Annotated in this window: 15 protein-coding genes; 12 read left to right on the top strand and 3 right to left on the bottom strand. The window is 33.8% G+C overall.

The features are described from left to right. Positions 1–67: 67 nt before the first annotated feature. Together ABYK18_RS08760 and ABYK18_RS08755 are read left to right on the top strand one after the other, a co-directional pair. A complete protein-coding gene (locus ABYK18_RS08760) occupies positions 68–3,652 on the top strand; it encodes a DUF748 domain-containing protein (RefSeq protein ID WP_373036290.1) in 3,585 nt (1,194 codons plus the stop codon). Positions 3,653–3,710: 58 nt separating this feature from the next. Beyond that, positions 3,711–4,775: a YeiH family protein gene (locus ABYK18_RS08755; RefSeq protein WP_373036289.1), complete on the top strand. Its 1,065-nt coding sequence runs from the start codon at positions 3,711–3,713 to the stop codon at positions 4,773–4,775. On the opposite strand, the gene ABYK18_RS08750 is transcribed toward ABYK18_RS08755, so the two are convergent. Together ABYK18_RS08750 and ABYK18_RS08745 are read right to left on the bottom strand one after the other, a co-directional pair. Beyond that, the gene (locus ABYK18_RS08750) at positions 4,765–5,283 is read right to left on the bottom strand and encodes a cyclic nucleotide-binding domain-containing protein (protein ID WP_373036288.1); all 519 of its coding nucleotides are present in this window, start codon (positions 5,281–5,283) and stop codon (positions 4,765–4,767) included. The two genes, ABYK18_RS08755 and ABYK18_RS08750, sit on opposite strands and share 11 nt — an antisense overlap. Continuing rightward, the gene (locus ABYK18_RS08745; protein WP_373036287.1) at positions 5,280–5,987 is read right to left on the bottom strand and encodes a hypothetical protein; all 708 of its coding nucleotides are present in this window, start codon (positions 5,985–5,987) and stop codon (positions 5,280–5,282) included. Before ABYK18_RS08745 ends, ABYK18_RS08750 begins: the two co-directional genes overlap by 4 nt. Positions 5,988–6,082: 95 nt before the next feature. Here ABYK18_RS08745 and ABYK18_RS08740 point away from each other — a divergent pair, with 95 nt between their 5' ends. Genes ABYK18_RS08740 through aroC form a run of 5 tightly spaced genes read left to right on the top strand, consistent with a single transcriptional unit; the run spans position 6,083 to position 9,772 of the window. Next, positions 6,083–6,550 (top strand): hypothetical protein, encoded by a 468-nt coding sequence (locus ABYK18_RS08740; RefSeq protein WP_373036286.1) that lies wholly within the window; start codon positions 6,083–6,085, stop codon positions 6,548–6,550. A 3-nt stretch (positions 6,551–6,553) separates the two neighbouring features. Further along, positions 6,554–7,600, top strand: coding sequence for a tetratricopeptide repeat protein (locus ABYK18_RS08735; protein ID WP_373036285.1), 1,047 nt, complete (start codon positions 6,554–6,556; stop codon positions 7,598–7,600). Beyond that, complete coding sequence (rnhA, locus tag ABYK18_RS08730; RefSeq protein WP_373036284.1) at positions 7,575–8,006, top strand: ribonuclease HI; 432 nt, start codon at positions 7,575–7,577, stop codon at positions 8,004–8,006. Before ABYK18_RS08735 ends, rnhA begins: the two co-directional genes overlap by 26 nt. 11 nt (positions 8,007–8,017) lie before the next feature. Continuing rightward, on the top strand, positions 8,018–8,698 hold the full coding sequence (gene rnc / locus ABYK18_RS08725; protein WP_373036311.1) for a ribonuclease III: 681 nt from the start codon (positions 8,018–8,020) through the stop codon (positions 8,696–8,698). Then, complete coding sequence (gene aroC / locus ABYK18_RS08720; protein WP_373036283.1) at positions 8,699–9,772, top strand: chorismate synthase; 1,074 nt, start codon at positions 8,699–8,701, stop codon at positions 9,770–9,772. Positions 9,773–9,848: 76 nt separating this feature from the next. Here the strand turns inward: aroC and ABYK18_RS08715 are convergent, their stop codons facing one another. Beyond that, on the bottom strand, positions 9,849–10,214 hold the full coding sequence (locus ABYK18_RS08715; RefSeq protein ID WP_373036282.1) for a cytochrome c: 366 nt from the start codon (positions 10,212–10,214) through the stop codon (positions 9,849–9,851). Between the two features lie 571 nt (positions 10,215–10,785). Between ABYK18_RS08715 and ABYK18_RS08710 the strand changes: the two genes are divergently transcribed. The 5 genes from ABYK18_RS08710 (at position 10,786) to ABYK18_RS08690 (ending at position 14,237) form a co-directional block, all read left to right on the top strand. Next, complete coding sequence (locus tag ABYK18_RS08710; protein WP_373036281.1) at positions 10,786–11,388, top strand: DUF2231 domain-containing protein; 603 nt, start codon at positions 10,786–10,788, stop codon at positions 11,386–11,388. Between the two features lie 100 nt (positions 11,389–11,488). Beyond that, positions 11,489–11,758 carry a hypothetical protein gene (locus tag ABYK18_RS08705; protein ID WP_373036280.1) on the top strand — a complete coding sequence of 90 codons (270 nt, stop codon included), beginning with the start codon at positions 11,489–11,491 and terminating at the stop codon, positions 11,756–11,758. A gap of 179 nt (positions 11,759–11,937) precedes the next feature. Next, positions 11,938–13,413 (top strand): NAD(P)/FAD-dependent oxidoreductase, encoded by a 1,476-nt coding sequence (locus tag ABYK18_RS08700; RefSeq protein ID WP_373036279.1) that lies wholly within the window; start codon positions 11,938–11,940, stop codon positions 13,411–13,413. A 121-nt stretch (positions 13,414–13,534) separates the two neighbouring features. Continuing rightward, on the top strand, positions 13,535–13,990 hold the full coding sequence (locus tag ABYK18_RS08695; RefSeq protein ID WP_373036278.1) for a hypothetical protein: 456 nt from the start codon (positions 13,535–13,537) through the stop codon (positions 13,988–13,990). Between the two features lies 1 nt (position 13,991). Continuing rightward, on the top strand, positions 13,992–14,237 hold the full coding sequence (locus tag ABYK18_RS08690; protein WP_373036277.1) for a hypothetical protein: 246 nt from the start codon (positions 13,992–13,994) through the stop codon (positions 14,235–14,237). The last annotated feature ends 229 nt before the right edge of the window (positions 14,238–14,466 follow it).

The raw sequence follows: 14,466 nt of genomic DNA, 5'->3' as shown, positions 1-14,466 counted from the left end.
AAACACGTAATTTTAGTTTAAAGTGCAATAAGATAGACTTTAAGAAGATAACTTCTTGGAGTCTGTCATGTTAAAAAAAATTCAGAAGATAGTAATCTATTTACTCTCGGCCTATGCTATATTAGGCTTTATCGTTCTCCCTTTAGTATTAAAATCACAGCTTGTAGAGATAGTTCAAAAAGAGACAAACGCAAAAATATCTCTTGAGAGTGTTTTCTTCAATCCTTTTATATTTAGTCTGGAACTAAATAAGATAAAACTGACAGATGCAAGAGATTCTCATCTAATCTCGCTAAAATCAATCATAATAAATCTAGAACCTCATTCTCTGTTTCGTCAAGCCATACATATAAAAAACATTGCTTTAGAAGAGCCGGAGATAACTTTAATCTACAAAAAAGATAAATCAATAAATTTAGCGTCTATAGTTAAAGAAACAGATAAAGAAGTTAAAAAAGAGAGTGATTCAAAGTTTAAAATGCCAAGAGTTATACTAGATAGAGTAGCTATAATAAATGGGAAGATTAAGTATGAAGACTTCACACATGAAACACCCTTTGACTTATCATTTAATCGAATAGGTTTTGAACTAAAAGATATAGATACAAAAGATTTTAACTCCAGTGATGCGACTTTTAGATTTTATACCTCATTAGGTAACGGCGGTTTTTTTGATATTAAAAGTGAAATTATAGGTTTTAAACCTTTCAAAGTTAAAGGCAGTATAGATTTTGAGGCGAGTAAATTATATACTGAGTGGAAGTATATGCAGGATGCATTAAATCTGGAAGTGGCAGATGGCAAAATTGGCTTTAGCGCGCAATATTATTTTAATCTTGATGATTTAGACTCAACAACGATAGATGTGTTGAGTCTATCTGTTGATAATCTAAGGATAAAACCAAAACAAAAATATAAAGATGTTCTTAATCTTGAGCATTTGTTAGTTATGGATGTTAGTGTTAAACCTATGAGGCAGGATGTTCATATAGCAAAGGCGGCTCTTAATTCTCTGGATGTAAAAGTAAAACGGGATGAAGCTAAAAATATAGACTGGATGGAGTATATTAAAACAAACTTTGCAAAACAGGAAGGGGGTGCATCTGAACAAGAAAACAAGACAGAAGAAGCCGCTAAACCTTGGAACGTTGTTGTAGATGATATTGCGCTTGAGAAGATTAAAGTCAGTTTTGATGATAACGGCGTAAAACCAAGCGTAACCACAAGGCTAAATGATTTTAACCTATATCTGAAAAATGTTACTTTAGCAGGTGAAGAGCCGCTTAGTTATAAGATGAATTTGAGGTTGAATGAAGAGTTCGTATGTAACTCTAGCGGTGATATAAAACATGACATTTTAAACATAAAGAGCTATACAAAATGTAGCGATTTGGATCTTGTCAGATTCCGTCCCTATATAGATGAGGCAGCAAGAGATGCACTAAGTGTTTATGATATAAAATTAAAACGAGCCAGAGCTGATTTTGAAGCTAACGTTAGTGTTTTATCCTTAGAAAACAAGATGCAAGTAAATGTAAGCGACGCTAATCTCAATCTCGGCAAACTTGCTATAGATAAGAGAAGTACGGGAGAAAGAATTGTATATTTTACAAACCTTGGTGTGAGCGGCTTAAATCTCGATACAAAGTCAAAAAGAGTCAATATTGAAAAAACAGCACTTAGCGGTCTAAACATAAAAACAGGGCTCTACAGAGATGGAAAACTTAATGTAGATAATCTTGTTGTTGCTAAAAAGACGAACAGTAGAAGTAAAAAGAAATCTACTAAGCAAACAACAAATGAACCAGATTACAGAGTTTTGCTAAAACATTTTGCTCTTGAGTCTGCCCAAGTCGGTTTCAATGACAAAACTCTCAAACCTACTCTAAGAAGCAAGCTTGACAGAATCAATTTTAATGCTTACAACATAGACTCAAAAGAAAAAACCTGGTTTAACTATAAGTTCTCTGCGAGACTTAATTCTAAAGGTTATGTAAAAGCAAAGGGTAAAGTCAGACATACCCCGCTTAAACAAAAAGGTACATTTGAGCTAAAGAAAATCTCTTTAAAAGAGTTTAGTCCATACATAGAAAAATCTCTCTATCTAAAACTAAACGACGGTAATGTAAATCTAAAGACAAAGATTGAGTATACAAAAAGTTCTAAAGAGGCTGATTTAAAAGTTCACGGTCGTCTGGATATTGATGAATTTTTCTTAAATGATTCAAGAGACAACTCAACGCTTCTGTCTTTTAACAATATGGCTCTTAAGTCTTTTGATTATGAGATGTTTCCGGATAGAGCATTTGTAAATGAGATGGATGTAAATGGTTTTTATGTAAATGCTCTTATAGATAAAAGTAAGACTATGAATTTTGCAACTTTATCAAAAGCACCAAAAGTTCAAAGTGACGCAGATACGACAAAAGTAGCGAAAAGTGAAGATGATAATGCTACAAAATTTCCGTTTAAGATAATGAAGCTGAATGTAGCATCCGGAAGTGCCAAGTTTGCCGACCTCTCTCTTCCTCTTGAGTTTAGAACTGATATACATGACTTAAACGGTGTTGTTTATTCTATTTCCTCTCAACCGGGTGAAGTGAGTTATGTTGATATTGTAGGAGAGATAGACAAGTATGGTTCGACCAAACTCTTGGGCTCCATTGACAGCTCTAATCCAAAACTCTATACGGACCTCAATTTTAATTTTAGAAATTTGGATCTTAACTCTTTAAGCGGATATAGTGCTAGTTTTGCAGGCTATAAGATTGACAGCGGAAAATTGTTCTTAGATCTAGGATATAAGATACTTGATTCTGAACTTTTAGGTAAGAACTCGATAATAGTTAAAAATATAGAGTTGGGAGATGAGTTAAAGGATGAAAACACGACTTCCTTACCTCTTGGTTTTGCTATTGCTCTCTTAGAAGACAGTGATGGAATAATAGATATCAATATGCCAGTGGAAGGAAATGTAGATGCTCCTGACTTTAAGTATGGTGCTCTTGTATGGAAAACCTTTGCCAATTTGATAGTAAAAGCAGTGGCATCTCCGTTTAAATTTTTGGGTGCTATTATGGGATTAGACGGTGAGCAATTGGAGTTTGTAGAGTTTGAACCGGGACAGATGCTAATCCTTCCACCTGAAAAAGAAAAACTTGATAATATCTCAAAACTTATGATAAAAAGACCAAGAATATCTTTAAAAATAATTCCGCAATATGATGAAGCACAAGATGCCTGGGCGCTAAAACAACAAAAGTTGATTCAAGCAGTGATGAAAAAAAGTGGAGTTAAAAATAAAAAAGAGCAGCAAAACTCTATGAATATAGATTTACTTGAAGATATATATAAAGAACTAGCTCCAAAGAAAAAAGTCAGTGATATAGAAAAAGCTCTTGAAAAGACTTACAAAGGGGATGCGTTAAAAAGAGCATATCAAAATACTTTAATCAAAGAGATAACACAGATGCAAGTGGTAGTCCTTCAGGAACTTGAAATTTTAGCCAGTAAAAGGGCAGAACTTTTAAAAGAGTATCTAGTCAGTTTAAAAAATATATCTGCAAACAGGATTATGATTCAAAGTGCGCAAAATGTTGAAAAGGAGAAAGAAAGCTGGGTTAGAACCAAGATGGAAGTAGTCATTAAGTAAATAAAGGCAAATAAGTTTTAGCTATAATTGCCTTTTTAAAATCATGATAGGGATTTGAATGGCATTTTCAAAACAAAATAGAAAAGGCACTGTCTCTGGAATCATATTTGTTGCTATTTTTGCGGCGGCAGCAACTATGATTGCAGATATTTCCGCCGTAAAAGCATTGGGTATTTCACCTCTTGTTATAGGTATTGTTATGGGGATTTTTTATGCAAACACACTGCATAACAATGTTCCGAGTGAGTGGGGTACAGGTATAACGTTTTCAGGCAAAAAGATACTTCGTTTTGCCATAGTGTTTTACGGATTTCGTATAACATTTCAGCAAATTGCAGATGTTGGTATGAGCGGGTTTATGGTTTCACTCATCATGCTCAGTACTACATTCATCTTAGGCTCATATCTTGGATATAAGATTTTTAAAATGGAAAAAGATACGGCGATGCTTACTGCCAGCGGTGCTTCTGTTTGTGGTGCAGCTGCAGTCTTAGCAACTGAACCGGTTTTAAAGGCAGAAGGACACAAAACAGCGGTGGCTGTCTCTATGGTCGTTCTTTTTGGTACTATCTCAATGTTCTTATATCCGGTTCTTTATGCTTCAATAATAGAACCGGCGACTGGATTTTTACATATGACACCTCAAGAGTTTGGTATCTATGTAGGTGGAACAATCCATGAGGTTGCTCAGGTTGTTGCAGTTCCCGCATCTGTTGTAGGCGCTCCTGCTGAGATGGCAAATTCGGCAGTTATTGTTAAGATGACTAGAGTTATTATGATTGCACCAATGCTTATTGCTCTTGGGATTTATCTCTCAATGCAAGCTAAAAAAACGGGTGATGCAACAGGTGCCGTAAAACTTGTGATTCCATGGTTTGCTGTTTATTTCATAGGTATGGCAGGGTTTAATTCGCTACAGCTTGTACCTCAAAACATAGTTAGTGTTATAAATGAAATAGATACATTTTTATTAACAATGGCTATGACCGCCCTTGGTATGGGAACTATTTTTTCAAAATTTAAAGGGTTAGGTCTTGCACCGCTTTATACTGCAGGTGCTATGTTTGTTTGGTTGGTTATAGGCGGTTTTGTTGTTACAAAAGTAGTAACGGCTATTTTTTAATAAATTCGAAATTTATCTCTTCAAGCTTAGCATTTATCTCAGATGCTAAGTTTTTGTATAGTGTAGCTAATGCCGGCGCACAAAATTCCATATTGTTATCATCTATACAAAAAGACAATAGTGTAGCTTCTTTGGAAGCACAGACAACACTTGCATTCCTGTTTGATTTAAAGATGGCTCCTGCCTCACCAAAAATTTCACCTGCTCTGAGTCCGCCTACTTTTTTCTTGTTATGAAAGACTTGACACTCTCCGTCGATGATAAAAAATATTTCTTCACTTACATCATTTTGTTCTACGATATAATCTTTAAATTTAAATTTTACAAATTTTAAATTGTATACTATAGCTTTGAGTTCATCAGGTTCAATTCCTCTGAAGATTGATATTTTATTTTGTACACTAAGAAGTTTTCTCAGGCTTTTGCTTTGTTCTTCATTCTCTGCATCTTTGTTTATTTGCAGAAATTTTTCTATATCATCAACAGTATAATTAGAAGTTTGACTCATTTATAAATCCTCAGACAAGATTGTAAGTACCTGTATTCTTTGGTGTACGGCCGCATAAGACCGGTTGTGTAGAGAAGGTAGTCTCTAGTATTAAGTTTGTTTTTGATTTTAAGCACTTGAAAATGTTTTGTTATAACCATGGAGGCAGAAGCTTCACTCCATAGCAATTTATCAAGATAGTATATTTTTGAGTTAAGACAGAGCATTAAAGATTCTAAAAAATATTTTTTGTCATCTTTAAAAATCTCTTGAAAAGTTTTGTAATATACCTCTTTTAACTCTAAAAGCAGTGCAGATACTCTCTTTTTCTCTTTTCTATCTTCATCCGTTGGGTTTCTGATATTTTGAACTTTTATAATTTCTTTGGCAAAATTGGAAAAAGAAGCAGATGAGGAAATAAATTCTGATTCAAAAATATCTTTGATATTCCTAGAATCTTCTATGGTCACATCATATAGAGTTTTGAGATATTTTACGTCTGAGTTTATTTTTTTTAGAGTTTGACTCATAAATGTTGAGTCTAAGATTCGAAAATTCCTTAGTGTATTGCTTAGAAACTCACCGACTATCGTATAGTTTTCTTTAGGCGTATGAAGATAATTTTGTTCAATAAAGTCTAAACACTCTTCAGTAGTATATGAGATTTCAGAAAAAAATTCTCTGTTAAATTTATATACCTCTTCTTCAATAATTGTTAAATTCATAAAAATTATTATATCATTAAAACTCTACCTTTAATAAAACTATTTAAGAAAAAATTATATAATAAAGAAAATCCTACTCTTAAGGAGTCAAAAAGATGTCGCATTTACCAAATACACTCAACTCTTTTTGGCTCTGGAGAGAGGTCTCCTCAAAGCTTGGAGTTTCAAATCCGGCCTATAAATACTGGAGAGATACCCCAAATATTAAACTAAACAACAAGTATATTTTCATTCAAAAAAACACTCTTCCTAAAAAACATGAGTACGTAGAAAACATATTGACAGATCTCTCAGGATATCTTCCAATCAAGTATGCATCGGATAGACTTCATGTAAATGAACATATTTTTTCTTACGAAAAGATGAAGCTCTATAAGGAGTTTGAATATAAGTTTGTACAGGATGTAAAGTTTGTAAACATCAAAAAGTTTTTTACAGAGTTTGGCATCAAGGTAAGCAAAAATTCCATTGTACAACTCGGGAAGATAAAAGACCTTGATTTTAGTGCAAATTCAACATTTTACAATCTTAAGAACGACTACGGAATAGTCGTTTATGAGTAGTTGATGAATACCTTTTTCATAGAGTTTCGTGATCCGCTTTTTGGCATAATCATATTTTTTGTACTGGTTTTTATAATTGCATTTTTTTCTTACTGGCTGGCGAGATTCAGAGCAAAAGAAGACTATAGACACCTAGACAGATTTTTAAGACAGTTTCGTTCTCTACCGTCAAAAAGTGAGCTTAAGGTCCTTATTACAAAAGGTGAGTTGTCTGAGAAATCATGGATGCTTCTTGCTCACTCTTACTTTAAAAACGGTGATTATGAAAAGAGCATAGAAATTTATAATGAACTTTTAAAAGTAGGAGATAAAGAGAACTATAGAGATACACTTTTTCTGCTTGGTCGTACTTACTTTAAGGCCGGTTTTCTTGAACGTGCAAAAGAGATATTTTTAAAAATATTGCAAAATAATCCAAGGACGCCGCAGGCACTTCATTATCTGCTTTTAGTTTATGAGCATATGAGAGAGTATGGTCTTGCCCTTGATGTTTTAGAACCTCTTGATGAGTTGCATAAAGATATAAAAAGAGATAGTTCTTATCTCAAACTTTTGGCTCTTTTGAATGATGCGGATATACCTGCAGATGAAAAAGTAGATAAAATCATTGAGACATATAAAAAAGATCATCAACTTACATATATGGTTTTTGAGTATCTGTTCAGTGTCAGCCCAAAAAAAGCATGGGAAAACTTTGACAGCTCAAAGAGTGAGATACTCACAGATATATTATGGCATGTAGATAAAAAAGATTTGAATTTAGATATAATTACACAAAATGGCTACTTAAGGGAGCTATATACTGCCCGCGGTGACGTTAAGATGGCAGCAAACAGTTCTATTTTCGAACTGGACGTTCTGATAAACCTAAAGAAAAATACAAACGCAACTCTAAGCTTTGAATATATATGTGACAACTGCAAAGTAGTTTATCCGTTTGCTTTTAACAGATGCAGCAGTTGCCATGCTATTGATACATCACGAATAGAGCTTAGCTTGAGTAAAGATTATCATAGGGATTTTAGTGAAGAAAATAACTCTTTTCAGTGACGGAAGTGCTTTAGGAAATCCTGGACCGGGTGGTTACGGGGTAATTCTCAGATACGGTGATAAAGAGAAGGAAATAGTAGGCTCTGAAGTTCATACTACCAATAACAGAATGGAGCTACTCGCTGTTATCCAAGGTCTTAGGGCTTTAAATGAGAAGTGTGAAGTAGATATCATATCAGATTCATCATATGTTGTAAAAGGTATAAATGAGTGGCTGGTAAACTGGATTAAAAGAGATTTTAAAAAGGTTAAAAACCCAGATCTCTGGAAAGAGTACATAGAAGCTTCACAGGGACATAAGATAAACGCTATATGGGTTAGAGGACATGATGGACATGAAGAAAATGAGAGATGTGACCAACTTGCAAGAGATGAGGCACAAAAAGTAAAAGATTCATTAGAATGAATGAGGAAAATATGGATAAGAATATAGAAAGTTTAGAAAAAACTTTAGGATACACATTCAAAGATAAAAAGCTCATTATCGAAGCGCTGACACATAAAAGTTATAAACAGCCCTACGATAATGAGCGATTGGAATTTTTAGGTGATGCTGTTTTAGACCTTATTGTAGGGGAGTATCTTTTTAACAAGTTCAAAAACTCTGATGAGGGAAAACTCTCAAAGATAAGAGCATCTCTGGTTAATGAAACAGGTTTTGACAAACTTGCAAGATCTTTAAACTTGGGAGAGTATATATTTCTTTCAAATGCAGAACAGAACAACGGAGGAAGGGAGAAGTCATCCCTTCTTTCAAATGCTTTTGAGGCTGTGATAGGAGCCATCTATCTTGAAGCCGGACTGAGCGTTGTTCAAGAGATAGCAATTGATCTTATAGAAAAGAATCATAAAGAGATATCTCTAGATTCACTCTTTAGAGATTTTAAAACGACTCTTCAAGAGCTGACGCAAGCCAGATTCGGTATAACACCGGAGTATAAAGTTGTAGCCAGTCGCGGACCTGACCATAAGAAAGAGTTTGAAGTAGCGGTTATGATAGAAGATAAAGAGTATGCCAGGGGTTCTGGTAAAAGTAAAAAAATTGCTCAACAAGAGTCTGCAAAGAAAGCTGTTGAGATGTTGAAGAAGGAAAAATAATTGAATAGTTTTGGGATGAAATTGCGTTATAGTACCTTTGGTGAGTCGCATGGAAAAGCAATCGGCTGTCTGCTTGATGGTGTTCCTGCCGGTTTAGATATTGATGAAGAGTACATACAGAGTGAGTTAGACCGTAGAAAACCGGGAAAGAGCGAGTTTGAGACAGCAAGAAAAGAAGCAGATGCAGTAGAGATTTTAAGTGGTGTATTTGAAGGTAAAAGCACAGGCACACCGATTGCAATGGTTATTTACAACACAAACCAAAAGTCAAAAGATTATACAAATATTAAAGATGTGTTTCGTCCTGGACATGCTGACTTTACATATTTCCACAAGTATGGCATCAGAGATTACAGAGGCGGTGGCAGATCTTCTGCCAGAGAGACAGCTGCAAGAGTTGCAGCAGGCGCAGTTGCAAAACTGATGTTAAAAGAGTTGGGCATTGAAGTTCTAAGCGGTATCAGTGAAGTAGCAGGTATCAAAGCTGAAGCCTTTGATTATGAAAAAGCAAAGAACAGTATTATTTATGCTTTGGATTCAAACAAAGAAGAAGAGCAAAAAGAAGCGATTTTAAAAGCTAAGAACGATCATGATTCTGTAGGCGGTGTATCAAGAGTTGTAATAAAAGGTGCTCCCGTTGGATTGGGTCAGCCTCTTTATTATAAACTTGACGGAGTTTTAGCAGATGCTATGATGGGACTAAATGCTGTTAAAGCCGTTGAAATTGGAGACGGTGTCCTTAGTGCTTCATCTCTAGGTTCTGAGAATAATGATGAGATTAGGGCAAACGGCTTTGAATCTAATCATTCAGGCGGAATACTCGGTGGAATATCTAACGGTGAAGATATAGTTATGAATGTATATTTTAAACCGACTCCATCTATCTTTAAGACTCAGCATACTGTTACGACTGTAAATGAAGAGGTTGATTTCTCACTTAAAGGCAGACATGACCCATGCGTTGCCATAAGAGGAACGGTAGTTTGTGAGGCAATGGCCGCACTTGTTATTGCGGATATGTTACTTTTAAATATGGGTTCTACTATGAGCGGAGTAAGCAAGTACTATCTTTAAAAAAGAAGAAGATTAGGTGTTAGTTTGTTGTAAAGAAGAAAGATATATGCTGAGAGATTCAGCATATATACTTAAACTATTTTAGACCGTGAACGTACTCAGCAACAGCGTCAATCTCATCCCAAGAAAGATCAGCAGTTACACTTTTCATAAGAGCACCATACCCATACTTGTCAAGGCTTCCGTATCTGTAGTCTTTTAAATCTTTTGCTACTTTAGCAGTATCCATGCCAGCGATTGCCGGGGAAATTTTGCCGCCTACTGATGCTGCTTGTTTGAAAGCACTTTTTTCACCTTGTTCACCATGGCATGAAGCGCATTCTTGTTTATAGATTGCTGGACCGTTTGGTGGTAGTAAAAGACCTGGTCTATAGTTCGCTGCACTATCTGCTGCAAATAAAGTAATACTTGCTAGTAATACAGAAAGAATGATTTTTTTCATTTTGAAACCTCAAATAATTAAATTTATGTGATTATTATAAACAGAGAAATCTTAAATTAACTGAAAAACATCTTTGTAATAGTCAATTTGACATAAAACGTTACTTTATAGCTTACAAAGTGAGTAGCCTTGCAGTCTAATGAAAAATTATACTTATAATTATAATAAATACTTTTATAATAGACTCCATATTTGATGCAGTTGTGATTAATAGAATTTATAATTCAAATACAAATATGACTAGGTTTACATCGAAAATAGTCCATAATTAAGGGAATATAATAGATTTATATGAAATAAAACTACACCTGAATCAATCTAATTTTGCAAAAGTTTTAGGCAAATAAATAATTTGAAAATCAAATGAAAAGTATAATACAGAATAATAAAAATTATTTATTTTACACTCTTAATAAAAACTATATATAGGTCATCACAAAAATATCACTTTATATTATTTGTTTTTTGTTAAAACCAAGAATATATTATTACAATTGTAAATAAATATTTAAAAAAACTTTTTGAATTGGATGTTATAATGTGATAATTTTATGATACACAAGGAGTTATTATGATGCTACATCCGGCTACGGTTCACTTTGCAATGGTTTTACCATTAGTTGCTTCAGTTTTTGGGGTTATTTATCTTTTTACAAGAACTGAAGGAATGTCTAAAATTTCATCTCGTGTTACGCTTATAGCGGCACTAGCGATGATCGGTGTTTGGTATACCGGGAATGAAGCAGGACCGTTAATATACAATTATTTAAGCGAGCAGGGCAAACATGAATTATTAGAACACAAGACTTTAGGGCTTTATCTGGCAATAGCAATGGGCATCGTTGCTATTTTAAGCATAGTCGGTTGTAAGATGAAAAAATTTGCTCTTGAGGCACTTGCCGTAATTTTACTTATCGCTGTAACAGGAACAACTTTTCTTCAAGGTAAAATGGGTGGTGAAATCGTTTATAATTACGGTATGCCGTTTAAAGCATATAAAATACAAAAGACATTGAAAAAAGCTTCTCTTAGTGCAGAAGATGCAGAAGAATCTGATGAAAAAGTAGAGATATACGAAGATGCTATGGATCAAATTAATTCACTTTCTCAAAAAGTAGATAAAATCTACGGAAACCCATTAAAAGAAGAAACAGAAAAAAAGGACGAGGAATAACATTCCTCATTAAAACATGCAGAATATAAAACTACAGTTACATAAAGAATTAGATAATTACATTGATAATAAGGGTGAATTTTCACCCTATTATCCCGGAATGAATATACTATATTCAAATCTCTATAAAGAGCAACTAAAAGAGACTTTAAGAGTTTTAAAAGAAGAAGACGAAGCCAATGCGAGAAGTTTTGAACTCTATCTTGATACAATCATAGTCAATATGCACACTAAGGTTAAGAAGTATAAACAATCCATCTATTTTGGTGATGAAAATATAAAAGACATAGAAAATCAGGGGTATACAATACCATTTTATATTGATGAAAAAAAGAATGTTTATGTTCTTTTGGGGCTAATAAAGTCTTAAGCACTACATAGTAATATCTAATAAATAATATTGTTACGATTCTACACTATAGTGAATTAATGTAACAATTTTATCACAATTTAGTATTTTTTTTTAAAATACTTTTATTTAAGTCCGAAATTTAAAAATATTACGATAATGTACAGTTAATTATAAGTTAAAAGAATAAAAGGATAAGTATGGATTATAAATATCTTAATAATATGTTATCGGAGATGGACAAGGATTTATCTTCAAAAGGGATGAGCAGAAGAGACGCTATGAAATTAGCCGGTATTTCAGGTGCAGGGTTTATTTTTGGCGGCACTAGCAGCCTTGAAGCTGCAACTGAAGAGAAGAAAGTTAGTTCTGCTGCAAAAGGCAAAATATTAATCGTTGGTGGTGGACTTGCTGGTATGTCTACTGCTGCAAGATTAACATTGAATCTTAAAGATCCTGATATTACGGTTATTGAACCTGAAAAATTAGCAGTATCATACCAACCGGGACAGACACTAATCGGTGCCGGTATCTGGGATGAGAGTGATATCGCTTACAACAGAGATGATTTTGTACCTTCCGGTGTAAAACTAATCGAAGATAAAGTTATAGGTTTTACTCCTCAAAAGAACTTTGTAACTACTGCTAAAGGCCAGAAAGTTGAATATGATTATCTGATTATTGCGACTGGTGTACAACTTGACTGGGAGAGCATTGAAGGTTTAGAGGCAGTAGGTCGTGGCTATTCAACTGGTGATAATTCAAAACTTTTAAAGCATTTAGGCGATAGCGGTGTATGTTCTATATATACCGCAGAAGGTGCTACTAAAACTTGGGAACAAATGCAAAAGTATGTTGCACAGGCAAAATCCGGTAAAAAAACAAAATTTATTTTTACGCATCCAAGTACACCGATTAAATGTGGTGGTGCTCCAAAGAAAATCATGTACTTAACAAATTCTAGACTTAAAGAAGCCGGTGCAAGAGAAAATGCAGAGCTTACATTTTATCCTAACGGTGGAGCAATGTTCGGTGTTCCTGAATATCATGACGCTATTATAGAACAGTTTAAAAGAGAAGATTTTAAATGGCATTATAGACATAACCTTGTAGGTGTTGAGCTTGAGAACAAAATGGCTATCTTTGATTCTAAATGGCAAGAAAAAGGTGAGTGGGATCCAGTTTTAAAAGAATATGAAGTTATTGCAAAACACGAAAGAATAAAAGTTCCATACGACTTTTTACACATTTCTCCTCCAATGGTTGCTCCAAGAGAAGTAAGAGAGTCTGATTTAGGTTCGGCTGCCGGATATGTACCTGTAAATAAAGAAACTCTTCAACACGTTCAATACAAAAACATATTTGCTCTTGGTGATATTGCAGCTGTTCCAATGGGTAAAACAGGTGGTTCTGTAAGAAAACAATATAAAGTTCTTGTAGATAATCTAATAGCTAAGATGGAAGGAAGACAGTTAAAGTCTAAATATGAAGGATACACGGTTTGTCCACTGATTACAGATATCGGTACGGTTATGTTAGCTGAGTTCGACTGGACTGTTAAACCTACACCTTCATTTCCACTTGATCCATTAGTTGAGAGATGGGTGTTCTGGTTAATGAAAGTATATGCTCTTAAACCTATGACAATGTACGGAATGCTTTCTGGTAAAGCATAATAAATAAGAGAAGGAACCTCCTCCTTCTCTCTCTTTATATCCTTTCACAAAATAAGAGAATCACTTTTTACCTTAACAAAAATGTTTCTTTAAATAATATTTTAAATAATCAGGATTTTATATGCAATTGAAATTAGAGTTTGTAATTTACAATGAATCTTTAGATAGATTTGAGTTAGATGAGAATGAGCATCTGTTTGAATTAGATGATGAGCAGACACAAACACATAATCTTTTAAAAGATGGAGATTTATATTTATACAACTGGCTTAAAGAGTCGGACTTTTTTCTAAACTGGATAAAAGAAGAAGTATATCAAGACAGTATCGGCAAAAAGATAGCGATACGCTCTGTAAACGATATAGACTATACGAGATTTTATTTCTTTAAAGTTACAAGCGGTGATATTCACTATGAATATTTCAAAAAACTTTTCAATATATATCATGAGATTGAGTGGCAAGACAGGGAAGAAATAGGAGCGGAGATCTTAGAGCATCTCAAGGTTAAGCGTAAAGAACTTATAATCGAGTTGAAAGAAGATGCTGCCCAAGAGGCTGATTTAAAAGGGGAGTAAAATGGTAGAAAAATTTAGACATGCAATAAAAAAAGAAATTCTTTACTATTTGCTAATACTGTTAATTTTGGCTCTGGTAATGCATAGCGATTTGTTAAATGATCCGGTTGCCAGACTGCAAACTATGAGTGAAAAAGGAAATTATACCCATCCTTTTTTGTATGCCTTTGCCATATATGCCACAATTTTGATTTTTAGAAAAATAATTGATTTTGTAGTGGGTATATTTGAAAAAAAGAGTAATTAGAGTTATTGGCTTATAAATAAGTATTTTTTATAAGCCATATAAATAAAAACAATACATGAAGTTTCGCTTTTTAAAGCCATGTTCCTATAAGTAACAGAAATTGAGTAAATGCCTTTTTATCTCAAATTTTTGATTTTATAGTAGCATTTAAGCGTTGTAAAAATGTATAATCGTGTTTTGTGCCAACTTTGTGATAAAATCATAAAGGGTTACACAGATTAATATATTA

Source organism: Sulfurimonas sp. (assembly GCF_041563495.1).
GTDB lineage: Bacteria > Campylobacterota > Campylobacteria > Campylobacterales > Sulfurimonadaceae > Sulfurimonas.
This window is presented reverse-complemented; position numbering and strand designations above follow the sequence as displayed.